General features: G+C 73.4%; 24 protein-coding genes and 1 pseudogene. 15 read left to right on the top strand and 10 right to left on the bottom strand.

Going from position 1 to position 23,629, the window contains the following annotated elements; translation table 11 throughout:
- The first annotated feature begins 301 nt into the window (after positions 1 to 301).
- The 3 genes from GBN72_RS29780 (at position 302) to GBN72_RS29770 (ending at position 2,839) form a co-directional block, all read left to right on the top strand.
- Complete coding sequence (locus tag GBN72_RS29780) at positions 302 to 1,330, top strand: protein phosphatase 2C domain-containing protein (protein WP_151775058.1); 1,029 nt, start codon at positions 302 to 304, stop codon at positions 1,328 to 1,330.
- Entirely contained in the window at positions 1,327 to 2,277 is a 951-nt protein-coding gene (locus GBN72_RS29775) for a hypothetical protein (protein ID WP_151775057.1), read from the top strand. The genes GBN72_RS29780 and GBN72_RS29775 overlap by 4 nt, the downstream gene beginning before the upstream one ends.
- 172 nt (positions 2,278 to 2,449) lie before the next feature.
- Positions 2,450 to 2,839 (top strand): very short patch repair endonuclease, encoded by a 390-nt coding sequence (locus GBN72_RS29770; RefSeq protein ID WP_151775194.1) that lies wholly within the window; start codon positions 2,450 to 2,452, stop codon positions 2,837 to 2,839.
- A gap of 42 nt (positions 2,840 to 2,881) precedes the next feature.
- Here the strand turns inward: GBN72_RS29770 and GBN72_RS29765 are convergent, their stop codons facing one another.
- Positions 2,882 to 3,994: an MrcB family domain-containing protein gene (locus GBN72_RS29765; protein WP_151775056.1), complete on the bottom strand. Its 1,113-nt coding sequence runs from the start codon at positions 3,992 to 3,994 to the stop codon at positions 2,882 to 2,884.
- Between the two features lie 75 nt (positions 3,995 to 4,069).
- Between GBN72_RS29765 and GBN72_RS29760 the strand changes: the two genes are divergently transcribed.
- From GBN72_RS29760 to GBN72_RS29750, 3 genes are all read left to right on the top strand, one after another.
- On the top strand, positions 4,070 to 4,810 hold the full coding sequence (locus tag GBN72_RS29760) for an HNH endonuclease (RefSeq protein WP_246212992.1): 741 nt from the start codon (positions 4,070 to 4,072) through the stop codon (positions 4,808 to 4,810).
- Between the two features lie 469 nt (positions 4,811 to 5,279).
- Positions 5,280 to 5,987 (top strand): helix-turn-helix domain-containing protein, encoded by a 708-nt coding sequence (locus GBN72_RS29755; protein WP_151775054.1) that lies wholly within the window; start codon positions 5,280 to 5,282, stop codon positions 5,985 to 5,987.
- 19 nt (positions 5,988 to 6,006) lie between these two features.
- A complete protein-coding gene (locus tag GBN72_RS29750; RefSeq protein ID WP_151775053.1) occupies positions 6,007 to 6,528 on the top strand; it encodes a hypothetical protein in 522 nt (173 codons plus the stop codon).
- Positions 6,529 to 6,628: 100 nt separating this feature from the next.
- Here GBN72_RS29750 and GBN72_RS29745 read toward each other — a convergent pair whose 3' ends face one another.
- Positions 6,629 to 9,031: a serine/threonine-protein kinase gene (locus GBN72_RS29745; protein ID WP_164540953.1), complete on the bottom strand. Its 2,403-nt coding sequence runs from the start codon at positions 9,029 to 9,031 to the stop codon at positions 6,629 to 6,631.
- Positions 9,032 to 9,456: 425 nt separating this feature from the next.
- Between GBN72_RS29745 and GBN72_RS29740 the strand changes: the two genes are divergently transcribed.
- The 5 genes from GBN72_RS29740 (at position 9,457) to GBN72_RS29720 (ending at position 13,506) form a co-directional block, all read left to right on the top strand.
- Positions 9,457 to 9,729, top strand: a complete 273-nt coding sequence (locus tag GBN72_RS29740; RefSeq protein ID WP_151775052.1) for a hypothetical protein — start codon at positions 9,457 to 9,459, stop codon at positions 9,727 to 9,729.
- On the top strand, positions 9,726 to 10,670 hold the full coding sequence (locus GBN72_RS29735) for an RNA polymerase sigma factor (RefSeq protein WP_151775051.1): 945 nt from the start codon (positions 9,726 to 9,728) through the stop codon (positions 10,668 to 10,670). The genes GBN72_RS29740 and GBN72_RS29735 overlap by 4 nt, the downstream gene beginning before the upstream one ends.
- A complete protein-coding gene (locus GBN72_RS29730) occupies positions 10,667 to 11,443 on the top strand; it encodes a hypothetical protein (protein WP_151775050.1) in 777 nt (258 codons plus the stop codon). Before GBN72_RS29735 ends, GBN72_RS29730 begins: the two co-directional genes overlap by 4 nt.
- A 285-nt stretch (positions 11,444 to 11,728) precedes the next feature.
- The gene (locus tag GBN72_RS29725; RefSeq protein WP_246212991.1) at positions 11,729 to 12,793 is read left to right on the top strand and encodes a hypothetical protein; all 1,065 of its coding nucleotides are present in this window, start codon (positions 11,729 to 11,731) and stop codon (positions 12,791 to 12,793) included.
- A gap of 179 nt (positions 12,794 to 12,972) precedes the next feature.
- Positions 12,973 to 13,506, top strand: coding sequence for an HD domain-containing protein (locus GBN72_RS29720; RefSeq protein WP_151775048.1), 534 nt, complete (start codon positions 12,973 to 12,975; stop codon positions 13,504 to 13,506).
- A 3-nt stretch (positions 13,507 to 13,509) separates the two neighbouring features.
- Here the strand turns inward: GBN72_RS29720 and GBN72_RS29715 are convergent, their stop codons facing one another.
- From GBN72_RS29715 to GBN72_RS35645, 3 genes and pseudogenes are all read right to left on the bottom strand, one after another.
- The gene (locus GBN72_RS29715) at positions 13,510 to 14,310 is read right to left on the bottom strand and encodes a GNAT family N-acetyltransferase (protein ID WP_151775047.1); all 801 of its coding nucleotides are present in this window, start codon (positions 14,308 to 14,310) and stop codon (positions 13,510 to 13,512) included.
- Positions 14,311 to 14,455: 145 nt separating this feature from the next.
- Positions 14,456 to 14,707 (bottom strand): hypothetical protein, encoded by a 252-nt coding sequence (locus tag GBN72_RS29710; RefSeq protein WP_151775046.1) that lies wholly within the window; start codon positions 14,705 to 14,707, stop codon positions 14,456 to 14,458.
- A pseudogene (locus tag GBN72_RS35645) lies at positions 14,704 to 15,231 on the bottom strand (DUF5958 family protein). The gene GBN72_RS29710 and the pseudogene GBN72_RS35645 overlap by 4 nt, the downstream one beginning before the upstream one ends.
- Positions 15,232 to 15,445: 214 nt before the next feature.
- Between GBN72_RS35645 and GBN72_RS29700 the strand changes: the two are divergent.
- The 4 genes from GBN72_RS29700 to GBN72_RS29685 all read left to right on the top strand — a co-directional run bounded on the left by GBN72_RS29700 (position 15,446) and on the right by GBN72_RS29685 (position 18,787).
- On the top strand, positions 15,446 to 16,495 hold the full coding sequence (locus GBN72_RS29700) for a zinc-binding dehydrogenase (protein ID WP_151775045.1): 1,050 nt from the start codon (positions 15,446 to 15,448) through the stop codon (positions 16,493 to 16,495).
- A 70-nt stretch (positions 16,496 to 16,565) separates the two neighbouring features.
- Complete coding sequence (locus GBN72_RS29695; RefSeq protein ID WP_151775044.1) at positions 16,566 to 17,051, top strand: TetR/AcrR family transcriptional regulator; 486 nt, start codon at positions 16,566 to 16,568, stop codon at positions 17,049 to 17,051.
- Between the two features lies 1 nt (position 17,052).
- Entirely contained in the window at positions 17,053 to 17,421 is a 369-nt protein-coding gene (locus GBN72_RS29690) for a hypothetical protein (protein ID WP_151775043.1), read from the top strand.
- A gap of 208 nt (positions 17,422 to 17,629) precedes the next feature.
- Positions 17,630 to 18,787: a CDP-alcohol phosphatidyltransferase family protein gene (locus tag GBN72_RS29685; RefSeq protein ID WP_151775042.1), complete on the top strand. Its 1,158-nt coding sequence runs from the start codon at positions 17,630 to 17,632 to the stop codon at positions 18,785 to 18,787.
- A 312-nt stretch (positions 18,788 to 19,099) separates the two neighbouring features.
- On the opposite strand, the gene GBN72_RS29680 is transcribed toward GBN72_RS29685, so the two are convergent.
- From GBN72_RS29680 to GBN72_RS29660, 5 genes are all read right to left on the bottom strand, one after another.
- On the bottom strand, positions 19,100 to 19,435 hold the full coding sequence (locus GBN72_RS29680; RefSeq protein WP_151775041.1) for an alpha-amylase inhibitor: 336 nt from the start codon (positions 19,433 to 19,435) through the stop codon (positions 19,100 to 19,102).
- Positions 19,436 to 19,628: 193 nt separating this feature from the next.
- Positions 19,629 to 20,849 (bottom strand): PP2C family protein-serine/threonine phosphatase, encoded by a 1,221-nt coding sequence (locus tag GBN72_RS29675; protein WP_246212990.1) that lies wholly within the window; start codon positions 20,847 to 20,849, stop codon positions 19,629 to 19,631.
- Between the two features lie 205 nt (positions 20,850 to 21,054).
- Complete coding sequence (locus GBN72_RS29670) at positions 21,055 to 21,237, bottom strand: hypothetical protein (RefSeq protein ID WP_151775040.1); 183 nt, start codon at positions 21,235 to 21,237, stop codon at positions 21,055 to 21,057.
- A gap of 242 nt (positions 21,238 to 21,479) precedes the next feature.
- Positions 21,480 to 22,553, bottom strand: a complete 1,074-nt coding sequence (locus tag GBN72_RS29665; protein WP_439959830.1) for a DMT family transporter — start codon at positions 22,551 to 22,553, stop codon at positions 21,480 to 21,482.
- Complete coding sequence (locus tag GBN72_RS29660) at positions 22,550 to 23,158, bottom strand: TetR/AcrR family transcriptional regulator (protein WP_151775039.1); 609 nt, start codon at positions 23,156 to 23,158, stop codon at positions 22,550 to 22,552. The genes GBN72_RS29665 and GBN72_RS29660 overlap by 4 nt, the downstream gene beginning before the upstream one ends.
- Between the last annotated feature and the right edge of the window lie 471 nt (positions 23,159 to 23,629).

Raw genomic sequence — 23,629 nt, 5'->3', positions numbered from 1 at the left:
GGCCACCCTGACCGGGCCCTCGGCGGACCCGGCGGCCATGGCGGCGCCTTCGGTGGCTTCGGCTCCGACGGCCGCGCCGCCTGCGTCCGTGCCGGCCGTCCCGACCGCAGCCGCAGCCGCAGCCGTGTCGACCGACGCGACGGGGTTCCCCGCGACGGCTTCCCCGGACCCGGCAGACCGGGCAGACCCGGCGGCACCTGCCGGGGCCCTGCCGACGCCTTCGGCGACCCCGCCCGCGGTTCCCGCGTCCTCCGCGTCCCCCGCGACTGCCGGGGCCCCGGCGGCCCCAGAGGCAGCTTCGGTGAACCCGGCGGGCCCGGTGAACCCGGCGGACCCGGTGAACGCGGCGGACCCGGCCGCGCCCCCCGGCACGCCCTCCGCCGCTCCCGAACCGGAACTGCCGGCGGTCGTCCCGGAGCAGGTGCGGGGCCTGCCCGAGCACGTCGGCAAGCGCCCCCCGGCGTACCCGCCCTACCCCAAGGCCAAGCCGTCCCTGAACGACGGCGACACCTTCGCGGCGCTCACGCCGGAGATCGTGCTGGACGGCCTGCTGACCGACGGGCTGGCGGTCCGGGGCGTCTCCGTACGCGGCGACTCCCACCGCTGGGACGGCAGCTGCCGCCAGGACGCGATGACCATCACCCGCATCGGCGCGCCCGGCAAGGAGCTGCTGGTCCTCGCCGTCGCCGACGGCGTCGGATCGTCCAAGCGGTCCCACGTCGCCGCCCACGACGCGACCCGCAGGGTGGCGGGCCGGCTGCACCAGTTCGCCGCCGACCTGCACCAGGCGTTGGCGCAGGAGGACCTCGCCACGCTCAACGGCCTGGCGAACCGCGTGATCGCCACCTCGGTGGAGGATCTCCGCCGCTCCTGGGGCGCGGGTTCCGACCCCGACTACAGCGACCGGGACTACGCGACCACCCTGCACGTCCTCCTCGTGCCGTCCGACCCGGCTCTGCGGCAGCGCGCGCTGATCGGCGTCGGCGATGGCGGCCTGCTGATCCTCCGCGACGGCCGCTGGTACGGCGGGAGCGGGACGGGCGCCGACGAGGCCATGGTCGACACCCGCACCGCCGCCCTGCCCGCCTCCTACGGCAGCGCCGTCACCAACATCGTCACCACGGCCCCCGGTGACGTCCTGGTGCTCGGCACCGACGGCATCGTCAACCCGATCAACCAGGAACGCGAGGTCGCCGAGCGTCTCGCCGGCTACTGGGGCTCGGGCGAGGTTCCGGCGCTCTCCGACTTCCTCTGGCAGGCCCAGCTGCGTGCCAGGACGTACGACGACGACCGCACGGTGATCTGCGTCTGGGAAGGGGCGACCCGATGAGCGCCGACGACGGCCAGGACGTGCCCCGCACGTCGCTCGTCCTACGCGACCGGATGGGCAGCGGCGGCCAGGGCGACGTCTACCCGGTCGAGGGCGCCGGCGACCTCCTGTTCAAGGAGTACAAGAACCCCCACACCGTCGACCAGGCGGCCCTGTCGGTCCTGCCCGCCTTCCGGCAGTCGCTCGCCGCGGCCGATCTCGCACGCCTCGACGCCGTCGCCGCCTGGCCCCTGTGCCGGGTGACCGACGGCGGCCGGGCCGTCGGCTTCCTGATGCGGCGCGCCCCCGACCGGCTGACCTGGCAGGCGCCGAGCGGACGGACCAAACTGCTCGAGCTCCAGCACGCCCTCCACCCGCCGAAGGCCGGCACCCGGACCGTGCCGCAGCCCTCACCGGAGCAGCGCCGGGCACTGGCGGCGGCCTGCGCCGACGCCGTCGACTGGTTCCACGCCGCCGGCATGGTCATCGGGGACATATCCCACGCCAACATCCTCTGGTCCCTCTCGCCGGAACCGTCGGTCCACTTCCTCGACTGCGACGGCTTCCGGCGCGTCGGCGGCGCCGCCGTCCAGGCCCAGGCCGACACCCCGGACTGGGGCGACCCGCTGACCCCGCCGTCCCAGGCGTGCGTGGACAGCGACGCCTACAAGACGGCGCTGGCCGTCGTCCGCATCCTCACCCAGGATCCGTACGTCACCCCGGGCGCGACCCTGCGGCTCGTCCCCGGCTGCCTCAACGACCGCCAGGAGGACGCCGTCCGCAGCCTCTTCCAACAGGCCACCGGCCCGCGCGGCACCCGCCCCAAGCCCGCCGAGTGGCGCAACGCCCTCAGCGACCGCGGCACCATCCAGCTCCGCGCCACCACCCCCCGCCAACGGCCGACCGTCGACACATCCGTCCTGGACGGCGTCCGCAACCGCAAACCGATCCCCTTGCGGGGGCGATAACCGAATGGCCGGAGGGTTGCGGCGCCCGCCCGACCTGTTCGACGTCTCGTGGATCGGACAGTGATCGTTCGGGGCTGACGGCTACCCGGGAGGCACAACCATTCAGCCCGACTGCGGGCAGAATGGTTGTGTGAGTAGTGCAGCTCCGTCCACTCCCGCCGTCTCGGCCCGCATGAGTCGGCAGGGCCGTCGTGACACGGCACCGGAAGTAGCGGTAAGGCAACTGCTTCATGCGGCGGGGCTGCGTTACCGGGTCAATGTGCCGGTACCGGGGATGCGGCGGCGAACCATCGACATAGTCTTCACCCGCCTCAAGATCGCTGTCTTCATGGATGGGTGCTTCTGGCACGGTTGCCCGCAGCACGCCACGCAGCCGAAGTCCAACGGGGAGTGGTGGCGAGTGAAGATCGCGACGAACAGGGCGCGGGATCTGGAGACGACCAAGTACCTGCAAAGCGAAGGGTGGACCGTTTTCCGCTTCTGGGAGCACGAGCCGTCGGGTGAGGTTGCTCGAGTGGTACGAGAGTCGGTCATGTTGGCGAGGGAACCGAAGGATCGCTGATCGCGGGCAGCCGACCAGGAATCGACCCGTCCAGCCATGGCTTCATCGCGGGGTCCGGTACACATAGGAAATCGGTGTGAGGTCTGCTTCCTCCACCTCCCACCCGGTGGTGCACTCGACCACCCCGCCGAACGCCAAGAGCCTTCCGTGCCTGCGATCCAGCTTGATCGAATGGACTACCGCCAATGCGTTGTGCGGGAAGTACCGCCGCTGTTTCTCCACCTCCGCGCGAGTCAGCACGACGTGATGTCCGCGGCTGGTTGTCCCTTTCACCTCTGCTCGGCATTCCTCGTTGCCTCGACGCAGAAGAAGGTCGAAGGATTCCACCGCGCCCACGTCCTCGACCGACCATCCGAGCTTCTCGAAGTACCCGGTCGCCATGTGCACCGCGTGCAGCTCGATCAGCTTCCGCTCGGGCCCGGTCAGCCCGAAACCCTGCCCACGGGCGGCCGTGCCGCTCATGCGACGGCCAGCGGCGCGAGCCGCGCTTTCCTCAGCCTCCACCACCTCGGGCGCCGGCATCTCCGGACGAGGTGTGATCTCGGCCTCGGCTGCGTAGAGACGGCCGAGCAGGCCTGCCATGAACCGGAGGTCGTTCCGAAGGACTGACTCCGGTGGGATGGCGTCCCAGGTGTACTCGAAGGCCACCAGATTCCCCGGAGGGTAGGTCTTTCCTACCTTGGAGCTGGAATCAAGGTGTACCTCGCTGATCAGATCCGTCCGATCGGCCATCGCATCGCTGACAACGGGTCTGGCCCAGTTGGCTCGAGTCCTCAGGTCATGCTGGGGCCGCGACTTGTAGACCTTGTCCTCGCGAATCCACATCGTGGTGCTCTGCATCAGGGACAGGTAGGCCCGCTCACCTGTGGCGCTGAAGAGGTAGACGATGCACCAGCCCTCCCGCACGCTGGGTGACTGCTCCAGACCGAACACGCGGACCCACGGTATTTGGCTCTTGGCCCCCGTTGCGTCCCGGCCTTCCACGCCCAATTTGTCGAGCGGGAGACCGATGGCGTCGGCCAAAAAGGGCAGGTCGGCCGTGATGGCTCTCGGAAGATCCAGCCGGATCAGCTTGCCGCGCTCGTCCATCTCCGGTGTGTTCTTCGCCGACCACGACCGCTGAAGCCCAAGCACCTTGCGAAGAAGTACGTCCACGGGCGAATACTAGATCCAGAAACTATGATTGACAGCTCATCAGTCGAAGTGCGGTCGTGCAAGCGGGGGTGGGCTGTGGCCAAGACGGACTGGACGCATGACGAGTTGATACTCGCTGGCGCCCTCGTGGTGCGTAACGGATGGCGTGAATTGCGCACGGCCGACCATGAGGTCGTGGCCCTGTCCGTGCTGCTCCGCTCTCTCCCGATCCACGACCCGGACGCGCTGGCCGATCCGAAGTTTCGGTCACCCGGCAGCGTCAGTCGTAAGACAGGCGATTTCGCCTCAAATCACCGGACCTATGCAGGCAAGCCCACCCGGTGCGGCGAGGCGACCCGGCTGATGGTTACCGAGTTCACCGCTCGTGAGACTGAGATGCTGGAACTCGCACGCACCATTGAGGAGAACGCGCTCTCGGGGCGCTTCGAGGGTCTGCCGTTCGAACCGGAAGAGGTGGAGGAAGAGGCCTCCGGTCTGGAAGGTGTTCTGCTGGCCCGCCTTGTACGGCAGCGGGAGAGGGACCCGAAACTTCGTAGGAAGAAGATTGAACAGGTTCTCCGCAGCCGTGGTTCGCTCGACTGCGAGGTTTGCGGTTTCAACTTCGGTAGGAGTTATGGGCCGCTCGGCGGCGCGTACATCGAGGTCCACCACGTAACGCCGTTGCACGTCGTCGGCAAGCGCGAGACGAAGCTCGGTGACTTGGCTTGCCTGTGTTCCAACTGTCACCGCATGTGCCACCGACCTCGCAACGGCGAGCGCTGGCGTACCCCCGACGCGCTTCGGCGGATGATGAGGGATGCGGCTGGTGGAGTCTGAATGCCCTCTGGGGTTGCGGTCCGACGGCCCTGGCTTGACCGTTGCGCGTCCGGCACCCTGCGAAGAGTCCACTTGGTGGTAGTCCGGGACGACCCTGGTCGAGACACCTGAGGAGGCAAGGCGTCGAAGTGCGCAGGTGTGGCTCAATGTCATTACCCGTGTCATGGCCTTGGGCGTGAAACGTGAGAGGTGTCCGAGATCGTCGCCTTCTCGCGGTCGTTCATGTGTCCCTCCCCCCCCCATGCGCGGGCGAAGGGGGCCTGCTCCGTCAGACCGGCCATCACCCGCGCCCGCAGGCAGTGGTGGTGGAGTCGACACGCTGGCCGATAATCGGAGTATTTCGGGAAATTCGCCCATGCGGCAAAGGCTTGGCAGTATGGCCTAACAAGACGCGCGAGAGCGCGGCCACAGGTGACCCCGGCGGTGCTACCAACACCCCGGGGCCCGGCATCAGGAGCAGGACCTCCCCATGCAGATTCATCGTATCCCGGTGCATGACCGGGACTTCGTGATCATCGCCAACCAGGCCATCCAGGACCGGCGGCTATCCCACACCGCGCGTGGCATCCTCGCGTTGATCCTGTCCCTCCCGAACGGCATCGGGGAGAACGTCCGGACCCTGAGCGACGACTACCCGCAGGGCAGGGGCGCCGTCGCCAAGGCGGTCGCGGAGCTGCGGAAGCTCGGGTACTGGGTGACGAGTACGCGCCGTGACGGCGAGACCGGGCGGATCCTCTCCCGGGTGGACGTGTACGAGCTGCCTGGCCTCGCCGGGGCGGTGGCCGTGAGCCCGGCGGGCGGGCCGGCCCCGGCGGCCGGGCTGCCGGTTGCCACCCGTCCGGGTACCGGTGACGTGGGCGCCGGGAACGCGGGCACGTCCCCTTGCGCGGGAAAGGAACGGGGGAAGGACGGGGAAAAGCCCTCCCTGATCCGCCGGCGGCGACGGGACCGGGGGAAGCGGGACCGCGGGCAGACGGACCGGGGGACCGGGCGGGCGGCGGCGGACGTCGAGGGCGCGGCGAAGGCCGTCGTGGGTGGCGGGGAGGGAGGGGCGGGCGAGCGGTGGGGCCCGAGCGGGGTGGAGGAGGACGATACGGCCCGGGCGGCGCACGAGGTGGAGGCCGCGCGGGTACTGAGGCGGCTCGAAGCGGTGGAGCGCCCGGCTGCGGCTCGGTGAACGGCAGGTCCGCGAGCTGGTGCCCGCCGTGTGCCGGTGGCTGGTGCGCGGTGCCACCGTCGTCGAGATCACCGACGCGCTGACGCAGGGCCTGCCGGGCAAGGTCTACAGCGTGGGGCGTCTGCTCGCCGACCGCCTGGAGCGCAAGCTGCCCGCTGCCCGGCGGCGGTGGAAGAGCTACGCCGAGTGCGGCAGCCCTGGGTGCGGCGGCCTTCTCCCCGACGGGCAGGAGACGGGGATCTGCACCGGCTGCGCGGTGGGGGGCGTCGAGTACTTCGCGATCGACTGTGCCACCGGGGTCGTGACCGATCGCGCGACGGATCGCGGGGCGGATGCCGAGCTGCCGGGTGGGGTGCCCGTACCCGTGCCTCTGCCCGCACCCGTGCTTCCGCCCGCGGCCTTGCCTCCGCTCGAGCCTCCGCACGTGGCGGCGCCCGTCGAGGTCGGGCGGGAAGCGGGTCCGGTCGTCCCTGATCCGGCGGGACGGGTGGCCGAGCTGCGGGCTCTGCTGCGGGGGGCCGCGGCCCGGGCGGCTACCTGACCCATCGCCCACCCTCGGTGCCCGCGACGTCCTCGCAGCCGGGCCCCGCCGACCGCCCCGGCCTGCCGACCGCCCCGCCCCGCCGACCGCCCCGGTCCCGCTAACCGCCTTGGTCGTCCTGGCCGCCGTGGCCGTCCCGATCGTCCTGGCCGTCGAACCACGCACCGGTGGGCGTGTTCAGGGTGTCGGGGTGGTCGGGTCCCAGGACGCGTTCCCGGTCGGCGCGGACCTCGGCCAGCAGTCGCGCCGCCTCCGCGTGCTCGCCCGAATATCCCAGGCTGGAGGCGTGCAGGCTGCGGGCCGACAGCGTGTCGGGGTCGTCGGGGCCGAGGGCGCGCGCCGAGTCGACGGCGATCCCGGCGTACAGGCGTGCCGCCTCCGGGTGCTCTCCCGCGCGGTGGAGTTCCCAGGCGTGGTGGTGGCGGGTGAGCAGCGTTTCCCAGTGGTCGGGTCCCAGGACGCGTGCCCGGTCGGGGGTCAGGGCGGCGTGCAGGCGGGCCGACTCCGTGTGGTCGCCGGTTCCTCCGATCTGCGAGGCGTGGCAGGAGCGGGCGTACAGGGTGTCGGGATGGTCGGGCCCCTGGACGCGCGTGCGGTCCGCGACGATCCCGGCCAGCAGCCGCGCGGCCTCGGCGTGCTGCCCCGACTCCCCGAGGTTCCACGCGTGGGCCTGGCGGGTGGCCAGGGTGTCGGGGTGGTCGGACCCCAGTCGGCGGGTCCGGTCCGGGATGAGTTCGGCCAGCACGCGTGCGGCCACGGCGTGCTCGCCCGCCTTGCCGAGGTTCCAGCCGTGGAAGTGGCGGGCGCGCATCGTCTTCTCGTGGACGGGGCCGTCCACGCGGACCCGGTCCGCGACCAGGACGGCCAGCAGGCTCGCGGATTCGGCGTGTCGTCCCGCGTCTCCGAGGCTGACGCAGTGGAGGTGTCGGGTGTCGAGGGTGTCCCGGTGGTCCGGACCGCGTCGGCGGACGAAGTCCGGGACGAGGTCGGCCAGCAGGCGCGCGGCCTCCGCGTGCTCGCCCGCGTCCGCGAGGACCCGGGCGTGGTACTGACGGACGTTCAGGGTGTCCCGGTCGTCGGGGCCGCGCAGTCGGGTGAGGTCCGAGACCAGGTCGCCCAGCAGGCGCGCGGCCTCCGCCGCCTGTCCCAGCTCCCACAGGGTCAGGGCGTGGTGCTTGCGGGCGTTCAGGGTGTCGGGGTGGTCGGACCCCTGGACGCGCGTGCGGTCGGCGACGACGTCGGCCAGCAGGAGCGCGGCCTCGGCGTACGCGCCCGACCGTCTGAGCCGGAGGGCGCGCCAGTGGCGGCGTCCCACGGCGCGGCGACGGTCGGCCCTCGGCGTGTGCGACGAGTGCGCGGCCGCGGGGCGGGCCGGCCGGCCCGGGTCCGGGGGCCCCTCGTCCGGCCGCGTCGGGGGGTGGGGCGGGGGAGCGGTGGCCGTGGCCGCGAAGTGGTGGGACAGAGGCGGGGGCGGCGGAGGGCTGCCGTGCTCGGTGTACCACGCCGTGGCGGGCGTGGCGGGCGTGGCGGGCATGGCGCCCTCGTCACCCGCGGCGGGCGTCCCGGGCTCGGCGGGTGCCCCGGGTGCCCCGGGGCCTGGTGCGGCCGGGGCCACGGGTGTCGTGGGCGCGGCGTGCGTCCGGATGAGGCTGGTCACGGCCTCGGGCCACGGAGACGCGGGAGGGAACACCTCGGGCGGCTCCCAGTGCGCGGCGATCCGCCCGAGAAGCTGGGCGGGGGTGGGCCGGTCGTCGGGGTCCTTCGCCAGGCACGCGAGGACCAGGGCGCGCAGCCGGTCCGACAGGCCGTCCAGCCGGGGCTCGGCGGTGACGACCCGGTGCAGGACCGCCAGGGGCGGACCCTGGCCGAAAGGCTCGCTGCCGGTGGCGGCGAACGCGAGCACGGCGCCGAGGGCGAAGACGTCACCGGCCGGCCCGACCCGGCCGCCCTCGGCCTGCTCCGGGGACATGAAGCCGGGTGTGCCGATGGCCACGCCGGCCTCGGTCAGCACGGTGGCGTCCATCGCGAGGGCGATGCCGAAGTCGATCACCCGCGGACCGTCCGCGGCCAGCAGGACGTTCGACGGCTTGAGGTCGCGGTGCAGCAGTCCTTCCGCGTGGATCGCCTGCAACGCCTCGACCAGACCGGCAGCCAGCGGCCACAACGAGTCCTCCGGCAGCGGCCCGCAGGCGGCCACGGCCTCGGCCAGGGAGGGCCCGGGCACGTAGACCGTCGCGATCCACGGCGGGTCGTCGTCCGGACCGGCCGCCACGACCGCGGCGGTGAACGCGCCGCTGACGGTCCGCGCGGCCGTGACCTCCCGCCGGAACCGGCTCCGGAAGTCCGCCTGCCGGGCGAGATGCGGGTGCACCACCTTCACCGCCACCGCGCGCCCACCCGGCGACCGGCCCAGGAACACCTCTCCCATACCTCCGGCACCCAGCCGGCCGCGTAACACGACATCACGCACCCGCGTCGGGTCCCCGGCCGCCAGCGGCTCCATCCCGCGCTCCTCCCGTGCCAGAACAGGTCTCCTCCACCACCGTGCGGTTCTCCTCGACCGCCGTTCGGGGCTTACCCAACCCTCGGGCCTTCGGCATCCGGGTCCGGCGGCGGGCGTGCGATACAGGCCACGTGGGACGGGCGTGCGGGGCGGGCCGTGCGGGGCGGGTCGGACGCCGCCTGGGGGCGGGTCGGACGAGGGCCGTGCGGGGCCGGTCCGAGGAGCCGGAAGTGCGGCGGAAGGACGGCGGAGGGACGGCGGAGGGACGGCGGCGGAGGGGCGTGCGCGGGCGTAATGTTCCCCGAACCCATGATCACATTGCGTGATCATCCGCTCACCCACCATGCTGACTACCCGTCACCGCCGAAGGCGTGTTCGGTCGGCGGAGGCGGATTCATCTGTCTGCACGATTTCGGATGTGAGCGATGTCCGCAAGGCAAGTCTGGCCGTACGTCGTGCTGGTGGCCACGTTCGCGTGGAGCACGGCGATGGTCCTGATGGATCACGCCGCCGTGGCGGCGGCGGTGGTCCCCGCGGTGGTGCCCGCCCTGCTGCAACTCGCGGGGACGAGGCGCGAGCTCGCGGGGACGAGGCGCGCCGCGAGGGGCGACGCCCGGCGCGCGGTGGGGCGGGCGGGAGAGGCCGGGGGGCCGGAGCCGGGCGCGGAGCCCGAGCGGAACAAGGAGCAGCCCTGTTGAACAGATCCCCGGTACAGGACGCCGACGAGCCCGCGAAAGCCCGCAAGCGGGGCCGCAGGCCCAGTGAGGTCGATCCGCGTGTCGTCGGCACCCACCTGATCCTGCTGTCCGTCCTGCGCGACCGCTACCAGCGCGACGGGCACACCATCGACCAGCTCAGCGGCGACTGCAACTTCGTCAGGTCCAAGATCTCCGAGCTGCTCCGGGGCTACGGCGGGAAGTATCCGCGCTGGGAGATCACCAGGGCCGTGGCCACCGCCCTGGGGCTGCCGCTCGCGCCGATGTGCCGCCTGTGGCTCGCCGGGGCGCGGGAGGCGCGCAAGAAGGAGGAGTGGATCGAGCGGAACGCGGGGGTGGAGGACGACTGGCGCGCCCCGCTGCCGCGGGCCCTGGAAGGGCTGCGGGACCTGCACGGCGCGACGTACCGCGCCTATGCCCGCGTCTACCTGCGGCCGGACGTCGCCGACGGGGTCGTGCAGCAGGCGCTGACCGTGGTGTGGGCGCGCATGGACGTCGTGTTCTCCAGCGCCAGCGTCGCCGGCCACGTCTGGGCGGTGCTGCGTGAGCTGGTCATGGCATGGGCCGACCCGTCGACGGCGCACGGTGTCGCCGCGTCGCGGACGGTGTCCGTCCGCTGGGGCTGCGACCCGCTGGAGCCGGCGGATCTGCCGGACCTGCCGGATCTGCCGGATCTGCCCGACCCGCGGGACGCGTTCGTCCGGCTGACCGAACAGACGGATCTCTTCAGGGCGATGCGCGAGCTCGCCCCCCACCACGCGGACGTGCTGATCCTGCGCTACGTGCTGGGCCGGAGCGCCGAGAAGACGGCGGACGTGCTCGGGACCGATCCCGGCATGGTCGGCCTGTGGGACCGGCAGGCCCAGGAACACCTGGAGCATGCCCCGCACCTCAGAACCACCCTGGGAGGGATGACGACATGAGCCGTGTCCAGCAGTTGCTCGCGGGAGCCCGGATACCGGACGGGGACCCTGTGCCGCCGGACATCGTCCCCGTCGGCGGTGGGCCGGGCAGACCCCGGGCCGCGGACCCGGCGCGGGACCCGGGGGAGAGGCGGGCGGACGGCCAACTGGAGGTGCTGTGCGAGCTGTTGCTGGTGCGCTACGCGCACACCGCGCTCCGGTCCTTCCTCACCGACCGGCTTCCCGAGCCGCTCGGCGCCCGGCTCGTCGGCTGCGTCCTGCAACTGGCCGACGACGAGGACGGCGCGCGCGCCTGGTGGCAGTACGCCGCCGGGGCGGAGGACGAGCTGTCGCCGTACTGCCTCCACCTCCAGCACCGGAAGTACGGGGACCGGGACGCCGCCGAGTGGTGGCTGGACCGCAGCCGCGTCGAGCGGTGGGCCGGCGTGGCCGGACGGCCGCAGGGCGTCCGCCTCGCCTTCGACGTGACGTTCCCCGCGATGCTGGACCTCCTCGCGGGGCTCCGGCCCCAGTTGGAGGAGCGGTCACGGGACGCGGTGGTGGAGGCGCTGCTGGAGTTCATCCCGGACGCCGTCGCCCCGGGACACGCCCGGCACCCGGCGTTCGACCTGCCGGTCCCCGGGCCGGGGTTCGAGGACCGGATCCGCGCCCTGCTGAGCGGGGGCCCGGGGCGCCGCTCGCCCTCACCCGGTTCGGAGGGTGACGGGGGCGGCGGCGCCGGGGACGGGCGGCTCCCGGCGCACCCCCGCACCGAGGGGCCGGCCGAGGGGTAGGAACGCGGCGGGGCGCCGCGACCACCCGTGTCGTGGCGCCCCGCCCGATGCCTCGGGCCCGTCTCGGGGCCGCTTCGGGGCCGGAGGCCGTGGCCCGGTGCGTCGCGCCGGGTGACCGGCCGTCGGTCACTCACCGCGCACGGCAGTGGAGCCCTCGCCCGCCGCCCCCCTGCCGGTCCCCTGCCCCCTCCTGTCGGCCACCCGCCCCCCTGCCGGTCCCCCGCCTCCGCCTGCCCGGTCCCCTCGCCGTTCCTTGTCGGCCCGTGCGTCTACGGTGTGCCGGTGATGTTCAGCAGAAGACAGAAGCCGGCAGGCCTCGACGCACTCGTGACCGAGCTGGAGCAGGCCGTCGAGGCCCGCGACGGCGCCCGCACCGAGAAGACGTTCGCCGCCGTGATGCGCGCCCTGCAGCAGGCGCCGGACGACGAACTCGTCCCGGCCGGACCGCGGCTGGCCGCGCTGCTGCCGTCGTTCCCGCCCGTCGGTCCCCGGCCGTACCTGGCGAACGCGGCCGGTTACTGCGTCGAGCGCGGCGCCGACCCGCTGGCCTGCGCGGGGCCGATCCTCGACGCCGTGCGGCGGGACCTGCTCGACGCGACGGAGTTCGCGCGCCGCTGGACGGCCGCCGGCGGCGTCGAGGACCAACTGCCCGAGCCCGACGAGAAGATGATCGACGACGCGCTCCTCGCGCGCCTCGGCGACGACGAGTACGAGGCCCTGCGACTGGCACTCGCCTGGTGCTCCACGGACGGCTGGCAGCCGCCCGCGCTGGCCGTGCTGTGCCGCAGCGCGGAGGTGCGCCGCCGGTACGCGGCCGCGCTCCTTCCCGTCGCGCGCGACCTGGCGGCGCTGGAGTCGCACGACCTCAAGTGCCTGGTGTACGCGCTGGCGGTGCTGGACGACGAGCCCTTGATCGTGCTGCACCGGCCCACCGGGCGCGGGTTCGAGGTGCGCATCGGCGGGATCGGGGACAACTTCCAGTTGCACACCCTGCTCGCCCACGTCCTCGTCGGCGGCGGTCACGTACCCGGTGACGCCCCGTCGGCCGAGAGCGTCCTCCTGGCCACGGACCCCGCGCCCGCCCAGGGCCGCACCGACGTCGTGGCGACCGGGGCCTTCGAGCTCCTCGCTCCGGACGGCGAGCGGATCTGGAACGAGGGGCTGCCCGACGACATACCCGTGGTCGAGGGACGCCGTCTGCTCGTGCTGGACGAGCCGACGTACCGGCGGAGTTGGAACGCCGACCGGTTCTTCCCCCACCTGCCGGGAGCGGCGGAGCTGACCCGTGTCCTCTCCGCGGACGAGACGCGCACCTGGTTCGCCCGCACCTCGGCGGACGCCGCGAGCTGACACCGCCGGCCGGACGCCCCCCCCGGTGCGGCGGGGCGGTCCCGCGGGAACCGTACGGCGCCCACCGCCGGTCACCGCCCGGAGGGCGCCGCAAGGCGGGGGAGAATGTACCCGGCAGGCCTGAGCCGGCCGCCGGAGCCGGGCCGGAGCCCGAGGCGGCCGCCGGAGGAGGGGGTCACGTGAAGACCGTCAGCGAAGTCGACGCGCTCGCGTCCGCGGCCCACGCCGGGCAGACCGACAAGACCGGCGTGCCGTACGTGGAACACGTCCGGGCCGTGGCCGCCGGGCTGGCGGCGTTCGGGGACGACCTGGTCATGGCGGGGCTGCTGCACGACGTCGTCGAGGACACCGCCTGGACCGCCGAGCGGCTGCGTGCCGCGGGAGTCCCGCCGCGCGTCGTCGCGGCCGTCGAGGCGGTGACCAACCTGCCGGGCGTGCCCTACGAGGAGAAGATCCGCCGCATCGCCACCGACCGGGATGCCACCCTGGTGAAGATCGCGGACAACGCCCACAACAGCCGGACCGACCGCGCGGAGCGGCTCCCGGAGGAGAAGCGGGTCCGCCTGGCCGCGAAGTACCGGGCGGCGCGCGACGTCCTGTGGGCCGCGGCGGACGAGCGTGACATCGAGGCCATCGTCGGCGTCGTCAATCCGCCGCTGCTGGAGGAGTTGCGGGAGCGGCGGCAGCCGCGGGAGCGGCGGCGGGCGGTCTGACGCTCAGGGCCTGAGCCCGTAGAACCGCATCGGGGAGTTCGGCACGAAACCGATGCGCGGGTACACCGGCGCGCCCGCCTCGGTGGCGTGCAGGGTGGCGCGGGTGAGGCCGGTGGCGCGGGCGCCCTCGTGGAGGGCCCGGCGGGTGACCGCCTCGCCGTAGCCGCGGCGCTGGTGGCCCGGATCCGTGGCCACCAGGGCGACGAACAGCCGGCCGTCCGCCTCGACCGCCGCGGCACAGGTCACCGGCACGCCGTCGCGCAGGCCGAGGAAGGCGAACACCTCGCTCTTCCACAGCGGGGAACCCGCGAGGCCGTCCCGGCCGGCGGCCGGATCGAAGCCGTACGCCAGCGAGTTGAGGTCGGCGTAGTCGCGCAGGTGGTCGTCGGTGGTCACGCGGACGAAGGTGAGGTCGGGGTGGCGCGGCTCCGGCACGGGCAGCAGGTCGCCGGCCATCCCGGTGCCGGGGAAGGCGTACTCCAGGCCCGCCCGTTCCGCCGCCGCGGGCAGCTCCGCCCGGGCGTCCTCGCCGAGCAGGCCCTCGAAGAGCCAGAGGAAGCCCGGCTGCCGCTTCGCGCGCATCACGTCCGCCGCCTGCCGCAGGCGTGCGTCGAGGAGCGGCACGTCCACGCCGTCCTCGGTGAGGGTGACGGCGTTCCAGAAGGGGAACCGGCAGTCGGCCCAGCGGACGGCGACGCCGGGGAGGTCCCGCACGTCCGCTTCCGGGGTGCGGTCGAGCACCATGGCGCGCCACACGGTGGTGAGCTGGCGCATCGATTCGATCGTGTCCGCGAGATCCGTCACAGCCCAGCAGCCCTTCGCCTCGTCGAGCGGATGGTGGGCCGGCCGCGTCCATGCCGTGCCCGCCCCCCGGTCCAACGCCGGAACCCCCCGGAGGCCACGGCCCGAACCGGCCATGCACCGCCGGCCGCGCCGCGCGCCGGTCCGGTCACGTGTCCCCGCGCCCGCGTGCCTTCCGCTGCAGGGCCTCCCGCCGCCGGCGCAGCGCCTTCTGCCGCTTCCGGCTCTCCGCGCGTCGCCGCGCCCGCTCGCGGGCGGCCGGGCTCCTCAGTTTCGAGGAGTCCGGCAGCCACAGGAGCGCCCCCACCAGACCGGCGATGAGCAGCAGCAGCAACACTCCGAGCGCCGCCGCGAAGGCAGGCGGAAGGTCCCCGATCTGCTCGATCCGGTACCGGATCATGGCCACCACCCCTTGTCTCGAACACCTGCACGGCAGGACCGCACTGTAGCCACAGGGCAGCCACCCCAGGACGACCGCCCGCCCACCGCGGGGGCCGGGCGGTGTCGGGCGGGCGGCGCGTCGGCCTCCGGCCGGGGCTTCAGCCGGTGCCACGCGTGACCGCACCCGTCGGCGCAGGTCTTCCGTCGGCGCCGCGCATCGGCGACGGCCAGGACCTGGACGAGCAGACGGAATGCCTTGATCCGCTCGTGCCGCGGCCGCAGCCCGGCGATGGCTCCCAGTCGCTGCTAGACCCGGCCTCGCATGATCATCACGCAGGGCGTGTGGCTCGGCCGGAGCCCTGAGCGCCGTATGGCCTCCCGGGTCTCTTCCCCGGTGGGACGGGCCTGGTGACAGAACTGGCCGAGGTCTCGCAGCGCGAGGGTCTGTTCGCTCTCGTCCAGGCCTTCGAACCACGCGAGGCCCTCGTGAAGCGGGCGCATCCCTTGGGTCGTCTCGTTCAGGATCACGGCGCGCTCGTCCATCCGTGGGGCCCTCTCGCCGGGTGTCGGGGTGGGAAAGGGACTGTGCCGCCCCCGGCGCCGGGTGGCAACGGCATTTCGTCGCGGGTCGGGCCCCGGGCGCCCCCGGCTCTCGGCGGTACGCCGGGGCCGGGCGGTGTCCGAGCGGTGTCCGAGCGGTGTCCGGGCGGCGCGTGGTGCGGGGTTTCCGGTCGGCGATGCACGGTACGCAGACGGCATGGGAGTGTCCGAGATGATGCGTGCCGTGCGGCTGACCGCGCACGGAGGGCCGGAGGTCCTCGTGCCGGCGGAGGTGGCCGTGCCGACCCCACGCGCGGGGGAACTGCTGATCCAGGTCAGCGCGGTGGCGCTGAACAACACCGACCTGTGGACCCGGGACGGCGCCTACGGCCGCCCGGGGGACCCGAGGGCGCTCTCGGGGTGGCGGGGGCCGATCGACTTCCCGCGCATCCAGGGGGCGGACGTGGCCGGCCGGGTGGTGGCGGTCGGGTCCGAGGCGGACGCGGGGCTGCTCGGACGCCGGGTGGTCGTCGACCCGGCGATCTACGACACCGACGGGCCGGACGCGTACCCGGTGGGCCTGATGGGGAGCGAGCGCGACGGCGGTTACGCCGAGTACGTGACGGCCCGGGTGGAGCGGGCGCACGACGTGACGGACTCCCCGCTCACCGACGCCCAGCTCGCGGCCCTGCCCACCGCCTACGGCACGGCGCTGGGCATGATCGAGCGCGGGCGGCTCCGGCGGGGGGAGACCGTCCTGGTGTCGGGGGCGTCCGGCGGTGTCGGTCTCGCGCTGGTGCAGATCGCGCGGGCGCGGGGCGCGCGGGTGCTCGCCGTCAGCCGGGGTTCCAAGATGAGCCTGGTGCGTGAGGCGGGCGCGCACGAGGTCATCGACCGCGGCCGGGACATCGACGAGCAGGTGCGCGTGGTCGCCCCGGACGGTGTCGACGTCGCGCTGGACGTCGTCGCCGGGGACCTGCTGAGCGAGGGGCTGCCGTGGCTGCGCGAAGGGGGCCGGTGGGTCGTCGCCGGCGCGCTCGGCGGGTACGACGTCGCCTTCGACGTGCGCCGTCTCTACCTGCACAACGCGCAGGTGATCGGCTCCGCGATGCACACGCCCAGGCACTTCGACCTGCTGATGGAGATGGCGCGCAAGGCCGAGGTGCAGCCCGTGATCGCCGCGACCTACCCGCTGGAGGAGGCCGCGCTGGCACAGGAGGAACTGGCCCGCCGGGGACACGTGGGGAAGATCGTCCTGCATCCCTGAGCCGGGCGGCGCGCCATAAAAGAACGATCGTTCTTGACTGATCGTTCTCGAACTGCGTACGATCACCGGCATGGGAAGACCACGGGCCTTCGACGCCGACCAGGCCGTCGCGGCCGCCGCCGTCCTGTTCGCCACGCACGGCTTCGAGGGCACCTCGGTGGACGACCTGGTGTCCGCCACCGGCGTGCACCGGGGCAGCCTCTACAAGGTGTTCGGATCGAAGCGGAGCCTGCATCTGACCGCTCTGCGCGCCCACCTCGCCCAGGAGATCCGGCCGACCACCGAGGCCATCGCCTCGGTCACCGGACCCGAGCAGGCGCTCGCGGCGGCGATCGCCTCGTTCGACGACGGCCCGGCCGCAGGGCTGCTCCTGCTCGCCGCCACCGAGCGCGCGCCTCACGACCCCGAGGTGGCCGCGCTGGTCGCGGAGGGTGTCACCGCCCTGGAGGACGCCCTGCGCCCCACCCACGGCGACGCCGCGCCTCAGCTCGCCTCCACCGTTCTCGGTGCCCGCCTGCGTCTGCGCGCCCGGCCGGCCGACCCCAAGGAGTACTGACATGGCCCTGATATCCATCGACAACGAGCGGAACCTGCTGATCGTCGAGATCCAGGGCCTCGACAAGCTCTGGGCGCTCAAGAGCCGCCTGGAGGTCCCGCTCGGCAACGTGCGCGGTGCCACCCACGACCCCGGCATCGCGCGCGAGTCGAAGGGCATCCGCGTGGCCGGGACCCACATGCCCGGCGTGGTGACCGCGGGACGCTTCCGCCGGCAGGGCGAGTGGCTGTTCTGGGACGTGAAGAACCCCGAGAAGGCGGTCGTCGTCGAGCTCGCGGACGCGGAGACCTACGACCGTCTCGTGGTGGAGGTCGACGACCCCCGCGCCACCGTCGCACTCGTCGAACGATCTCTGCCGCGCGGCGACTGAGCCGGGCGCGGCCGGGTTGTACGGCAGAACTGTGATGAACGACACCCAAATGGAGGGCAAACTTCCGGTGGAGACGAGCGTCTGATAGTTACAAGTCCGATTTCCCTAAGCCTGTGATCACGATGCCGCCGTCGCGGGGGCGGTCGTCGGGGTGGCCGACGGCGAGGGCAGTAGCCAATCGGAAAAGCATCCCGTGTGACGAGGAGCCATGAGTCAACTTTCCCTCAAAGCTGTTCAGCAGCTCACCTGCAAGAAGCGTGACGCCTGGTGGACGGTGTTTCTCGTCGATCCTCTGGCCACCCGGATGCTCCTGGTGCTGGCCAGGTTCCGGTTCATCACGCCCAACGGGGTGACCTGGGCCGCGCTGATCTTCGGTCTGGTCTCGGCCGGGTTCTTCCTGGCGGCCGACCCGGTGTCGCTGATCATCGGCGCGGTGCTCTACCACTTCAGCTTCGTGCTCGACTGCGTCGACGGGAAGCTGGCCCGGCTCAAGAACAACGGCTCCCTGTTCGGCGGCTGGCTGGACTACGTCTTCGACCGGGTCCGCGTGCTGTTCTGCGCGGTCGGCCTGATGGGCGGGCAGTACCTGCGCACCGGTGAGGGGATATTCCTCCTCGCGGGCCTGGTGATCGTCTTCCTGGACAGCCTCCGGTACCTCGACGCGCTCCAGATCTACAAGATGCGCGCGGGCATGCGGAGCAAGATCAAGAAGGCGATGCGGGCCCGCCGTGCGCAGGAGATGGCCGCCGCGATGGAGGCGGGCGTCGTCACGGACCCGGCTTCCGGGAACGGGCCGGCGGCCGACGGCGAGTCCGCGGTGGACGCGGGCGTCGTGTTCATGGAGGACCTGCTCCGCGACAGCGAGACCGAGAGCGACGGCGACGACGCCGACCGCTCCGAGGAGCAGCTGCGGGCGGCCCAGGAAGCCCCCGACCGCAAGGTCATCGACCTGCACACCGAGTTCCGCACCAAGTTCCCCTGGTACACCCGGGTCCGCACCGCGCTGCTGAACCGCCGCGTGCGGCCGCACCTGGTCAGCGGCATCGAGTTCCAGATGTTCGTCTTCATCGTGGGCCCGCTGATCGGTCAGCTCCTGTGGACCACCGCCGTCGCCGCGGCACTGATGCTGGCCTTCGAGCTCGTGATCATGTACAAGTTCTGGCTCTCCACCAAGGACTTCGACCGGGTGATGGCCGAGCTGAGCCCCGCCCCGGCGAACACGGTCGGCGTGATCGTGCCCGAGGCGTTCAAGGGCTACGTCGCGCCCGCGCCCGAGCCCGTCGCCGAGGACGCCGCGTCGTTCCTGCCTTCGCAGTCGCGGACCGAGGCGGCCGACGTCCCGGCCGCCACGTCCGGCAAGTTCTGACCGGGCTCACCCGCGTCTCCTGGCGACCCCGAAGGTGGCGCCAGGAATCGTGATCACCCGGCCCGCCGGCCGACTCACCGGCGCGCACAGGACCGGCACCCGCGTTCGCGGGTGCCGGTCCTTCGTGTTGTGCCCCTGCCGGGAAGCGGGTCCCGTGGCCGGGAAGCGGGCCTCGTGCCGGGAAGCGGGCCGCCGTCGGCCCCGCACGGCTCTGGCCTGTGCGGCGCGGGGCCGACGTGTCGATCCCACCAGGGGCCGCCGCCCGCCGCACGCCCGTGGGGCCGTCCGGGCGACACCGCGGCGGGCCGCCGGTCAGCAGGTGACCGTGCGCTCGTAGGCGCCGGTGATCGACTCGTGCGTGTGGATCACGGAGTCCTTCGGCGCCAGCCGGAAGCAGGGGCTGTCGCCCGCGTTGTCCACGACGACGCGGACCCGCGCCGTCCTCGCGCAGTCGTTGGTGAGGTGGACGTCGAAGCCCGCGGGGGTCGGGTTGACGTACTGCCGCACACAGGCCGGGGCGGTCGGGCCGGCGGCCGCGGCCGGGTCGGAGGGCCAGAGGGCGGCGGCGGTGGCGCCGACGGTGACCCCCGCTGCGGCGATCACGGCGGTGCGGCGGGTGGACGGGCCGCGTACGCGCTTCGGTGACATGGGCGCTCTCGCTTCCTCGCGGTTCTCGCAGGGGCTGAGGCTGAGGTGCGTCCATCATCCGGCGGACACGCGGACGGCGGCATCCGCGCTGGGCGGAACGGGTGATGTCCTGCGTGCTGGGCCGAACGGGCGAAGCGGTACGGCGCACGCCGCGTCACCGGGCCCGTCGTCCCTCCCCCGGAAGGTGCCGGGTTCACGGTGTGAGCTTGTCCTGGTGTCCTCCGCGCCACTCGGTGAGCAGCACCGTGGCGTCGTCCGCGAGGACCCCGCCGTGGTGCTCCGTCACGGCGGCCATCAGCCGGCGGAGCGTCTCGTGCAGGGTGAGCTCGCCGGAGTGGTGGCGCAGGATGAACTCGACGAACCGGTCCAGGCCGAACTCCTCGCCGCCGGGCCTGCGCGCTTCCACGATGCCGTCGGTGTAGAGCAGCACACGGTCGCCGGGCTCCAGCTGCTCGGTGCACTCGGTCACCGGAAGCCCTAGGTCGGTGCCCATGGGGCCGGCCGGCGGGCAGCTCAGCTCGGTGGTCCACCGGTTGCCCCGCAACAGGATCGGCAGGTGGTGACCGCGGTTGATCCAGGTCAGCCGACCCGTGTTCATCCGCAGCTCGGCGATGATGCCGGTGACGTAGCGGCTGGTGCTGAACTCCCGCACCAGCGTGTTCTCCACGTGGCGGCTGGTCTCGACGAGGGACGCGCCCTGGCGGCGCGCGTTGCGGCAGGCCGCCACCGCGACGTTGGCGGTGATACCCGCGGTGGTGTCGTGGCCCATCGCGTCGAAGATGCTCAGGTGGAGCGTGCCGTCGGCCACGGCGTAGTCGAAGGCGTCCCCGCCGACGTGGTAGGCGGGCTCCACCGCGGCGCCCACGGTCACCTCGTGCCCGGCGTACGCCGGGGGCGGCGTGAGATTCCACTGCATCTCGGCCGCGACGTTCATCGGCTCGGTGCGGGTCAGCCGGGCGTAGGAGTCGCTGTAGGAGCGCTTGCTGAGCAGCAGCAGGGCCGTCGTCGACGCGAGATCGCGCAGGGTCTCCCGAACGTGCTCGCCGTCGGTGTCGGTGTCGCTCCGCAGCACGCCCAGCCGCTCCACCCCGTCGGTGATCGCCACCCACCAGCGCCGCCGGCCGGTCTCCGTGGGCGCGAGCCGTTCCGGCAGGACGTCGACGCGCTGGTAGGCCTGGCCGGGCAGACTGCCGTGGATGGTGAACAACTGCCCGCGGTGGCCGGCGTCCGGCCCCTCGCCGGTGAGCTGGCGGAGCACCTTCTCGCGCAGGTCCACGAGGAACACGGCCGTGTCGTGCAGCCCGGCGGCGGTCGCGTGCCGTGTGATCAGCTGGGGCAGCTGATCCAGGGTGACGGTGTGGCTCTCCTCGATCAGGCGCACCCATTCCAGCGCCGCCGCCGCTCGCTCGTCCACGGTTCGCCCCTCTCACCGACGCCTCCGACGCGCCCACGACACCTTCAGCACCCGTCTCCCGCACCGCGAGCCGACGTGCGGCGCGGACCCCGCCGTGACGCGCCGCACCCCCGGTACCGTCGCGTCGCCGGACGCGTGGCCGCGGGGGTGCGGGGCGGGGAGTGGGCCTGACGTCAGCGCCGTCGGTGACGACGCGGCGCGGCCGTCAGTCGTCGTGACCGGCGTTGGCGGTGCCGTAGTTGCCCTCCTCGGAGGTCCACTGGGTGCCGGAGAAGATGTTCGGCGAGTGGTCGTCGTCGTTGCCGGCGACGGCGGTCCCGGCGCCGAGGCCGGCGGCGGCGAGGGCGAAGGCGGCCAGAACGGTGGCGGTGGCGCGGCGAACGCGCATGGTTCCTCCTCAGGGTTCGGTCCCCGGACGCGGAACGGTCGGGCGGGTGATCGCGTCCGGTGCCCTCATGCCACCAGCCGCGAGCCGTGCGGGTACGCCGCCGGCCCCGTGTCGCGCCCTCCGTTCACCCATCGGACCCAGCAGGGGGCGCTCACCTCCACCGGGTGCGCCCCCGCCCGCGCGCCCGTTCACCCCGGGGCCGCCGAGGCCGCGCCCGCCCTCGGGGCCGGGGTGTCACGCAGTCACGGTGCCTCGCGGGCCCCCGCGAGCACCGCGCCGTCGGCCGGCGCGGCGGCGGTGTCCGGGGTGGCGCTGTCCGGGGCGGTGGTGTCCGGGGCGGTGGTGTCCGGGGCGGCGGGCGGTCGCGGCCCGCGGGGCCGGCGGCCGGGTGCGGTGAGGACGGCGAGGCAGGCGACGACCAGGGTGATGCCGGCCCAGCCCGGCAAGGGCAGGCGCTCGCCGACGACCAGGACGGCGAGGACCGCCGCGACGGCGGGTTCCAGCAGGGAGAGGGTGGTCGCGGTGCTCGCCGGGACGTGGGCCAGGCCCCAGCCGAAGAGGACGTAACCGGTGAACATCGGCACCAGGGCCATGTAGAGGCCGACCGCCGCGTTGGACCAGGAGTCCAGCAGCGGCGCGCCGGTCGCCAGCAGCACCGGCATCAGCAGCAGGCCACCGAGGCCGAAGACGGTGCCCATGGCCGCGCCGGAGGTGACGCCCGCGCCGATCAGGCGGTGGGCGGCCCACGAGTACAGGGCGTAGGTGAGGCCGGCGACCAGGCCGAGCGCCACGCCGAGCACGGTCGCCCCCGGGGAACCGGCGCCCGCGGCACCGGTCCCCGCGTGCGCGGACCCGGCGTCCCATGCCTGGGCGGCGCACACCAGGACCGTGCCGGACAGACCGAGAGCGGCGGCGGCCGTCCAACGGCGGGTGAGGCGGCGGCCGTCGGCGAGACGCTCGATCAGGGCCGAGGCGAGCGGGGCGGAGCCGATCGACACCACCGTGCCGACGGCGACGCCCGCCAGATGCATCGAGGAGTAGAAGGCCAGCGGGTAGACCCCCACCGACAGCGCGCCGAGGAGCACCACACCCGTGCGGGTCCGCAGGACCACGGCCTCCCGCCGGATGCGGGAGGCGGCCACGAGGGCCTGCAGCAGGCCTCCGAGGCCCATGGCGACGGCCCCGATCGCCAGTGGCCCCACCGCCGGGGCGAAGGTCGCCGCCGTGCCGGTGGTGCCCCAGAGCACCGACGCCAGCAGCACGCACGCCGCCCCCACGCCGGCCGGACCGGCCGCCCGGCGGGCCGGCCGCCTCACAGCCGGTCCAGCAGGCCGGCCGCCATCGCGCGGGCGTGCCGCAGACGCGTCCCTGCGCCCTCCAGGCCGGCCCGGGCCATCGAGCCCTCCAGCAGGAAGGACAGGTGCTCGGCCACCGCGCGCGCCTCCTCCGGGCGGCCGGGAAGCAACTCCTCCAGGTGCCCGGCGAGCAGGTCCTCGACCTCCTCCTTGTGCCGGCGCACCACCTCCCGGCCCCGGTCCCCGGCGGGCAGCTCGGCGGCGGCGTTCAGCAGGCCGCAGCCCCGGAAGCCCCGGTCGTAGGCGAAGGCGGCGTGATCGGCGTACGCGTCGAAGACGGCCAGCACGCGGCCGCGGCCGTCCCGCGCCTCCTGGAGGCGCTGCCGGTAGAGGCCCAGCCACTCCTCGTGCCGTGCGTCGAGGTAGGCCGTCACCAGCTCGGCCTTGGAGGCGAAGTTGTTGTACAGGCTCATCTTCGCCACCCCCGCCTCGGCGGTGATCGTGTCGATGCCCGTCGCCGCCACGCCGTCCGCGTAGAAGCGGCGCGCCGCGGCCGCGAGCAGCCGCTCCCGGGCGGCCCCCCGCCGCCTGCCGGGACGCGCGGCGCCCGACTCCGTACCGCTCACCGGGGTCCCCTCTCCCTCGCTTGATTAGGTAGGTCAGTCTACCTAATGGTGTCCAGGTCGGTGCTCGCGCCCGGGTGCGAGCGTGCTCGAGGGGTCCCGGGCCCGTGGGCCCGTGGGTCCGTGGGTCCGTGGCGGGAGGCGTGCGGAGGCCGCGCGAGCCCGGTGCGCACGGCGTGACCGCTGGGGGAACAAGGGGTGCGGCGGGGCGCGGGGTGAGGGCGGTCTCCGGCCGTCCGGGTGAATAGGCGGTGACGGGTCTATGAGGGGCGTTGATCTGTGCTGATGCTTCGAGGACGGGCCCGGGTGATCCAGAAGGGGCCGTTCGTGGAAGGACCAAGCCGATGACACGAGGGAAGTTTCTGCGTCTGGCGGCAGGGCTGGCCGCCGGTTCCGTCCTGGGGAGAGGGCGGTGGCGCAAGGGCGCCGCGGGCCGGGCCAATCCGCGGTCGGAGGCCAGTCACGGCTGAGACC

This window comes from Streptomyces abyssomicinicus (assembly GCF_008974245.1).
In the GTDB taxonomy this organism is placed as follows: Bacteria; Actinomycetota; Actinomycetes; order Streptomycetales; family Streptomycetaceae; genus Streptomyces; species Streptomyces abyssomicinicus.
The sequence above is the reverse complement of the archived record's forward strand: the minus strand, read 5'-3'. Positions and strand labels throughout refer to the sequence as shown.

What these genes read in the sequence shown, in the direction of transcription:
- GBN72_RS29695 (WP_151775044.1), top strand. Translation starts at nt 16,566, where the DNA reads ATGGGAAGACCACGGGCCTTCGACGCCGACCAGGCCGTCGCGGCCGCC.
- GBN72_RS29685 (WP_151775042.1), top strand. Translation starts at nt 17,630, where the DNA reads ATGAGTCAACTTTCCCTCAAAGCTGTTCAGCAGCTCACCTGCAAGAAG.
- GBN72_RS29690 (WP_151775043.1), top strand. Translation starts at nt 17,053, where the DNA reads ATGGCCCTGATATCCATCGACAACGAGCGGAACCTGCTGATCGTCGAG.
- GBN72_RS29740 (WP_151775052.1), top strand. Translation starts at nt 9,457, where the DNA reads ATGTCCGCAAGGCAAGTCTGGCCGTACGTCGTGCTGGTGGCCACGTTC.
- GBN72_RS29775 (WP_151775057.1), top strand. Translation starts at nt 1,327, where the DNA reads ATGAGCGCCGACGACGGCCAGGACGTGCCCCGCACGTCGCTCGTCCTA.
- GBN72_RS29725 (WP_246212991.1), top strand. Translation starts at nt 11,729, where the DNA reads ATGTTCAGCAGAAGACAGAAGCCGGCAGGCCTCGACGCACTCGTGACC.
- GBN72_RS29700 (WP_151775045.1), top strand. Translation starts at nt 15,446, where the DNA reads ATGGGAGTGTCCGAGATGATGCGTGCCGTGCGGCTGACCGCGCACGGA.
- GBN72_RS29670 (WP_151775040.1), bottom strand. Translation starts at nt 21,237, where the DNA reads ATGCGCGTTCGCCGCGCCACCGCCACCGTTCTGGCCGCCTTCGCCCTC.
- GBN72_RS29710 (WP_151775046.1), bottom strand. Translation starts at nt 14,707, where the DNA reads ATGATCCGGTACCGGATCGAGCAGATCGGGGACCTTCCGCCTGCCTTC.
- GBN72_RS29745 (WP_164540953.1), bottom strand. Translation starts at nt 9,031, where the DNA reads ATGGAGCCGCTGGCGGCCGGGGACCCGACGCGGGTGCGTGATGTCGTG.
- GBN72_RS29755 (WP_151775054.1), top strand. Translation starts at nt 5,280, where the DNA reads ATGCAGATTCATCGTATCCCGGTGCATGACCGGGACTTCGTGATCATC.
- GBN72_RS29680 (WP_151775041.1), bottom strand. Translation starts at nt 19,435, where the DNA reads ATGTCACCGAAGCGCGTACGCGGCCCGTCCACCCGCCGCACCGCCGTG.
- GBN72_RS29770 (WP_151775194.1), top strand. Translation starts at nt 2,450, where the DNA reads ATGAGTCGGCAGGGCCGTCGTGACACGGCACCGGAAGTAGCGGTAAGG.
- GBN72_RS29730 (WP_151775050.1), top strand. Translation starts at nt 10,667, where the DNA reads ATGAGCCGTGTCCAGCAGTTGCTCGCGGGAGCCCGGATACCGGACGGG.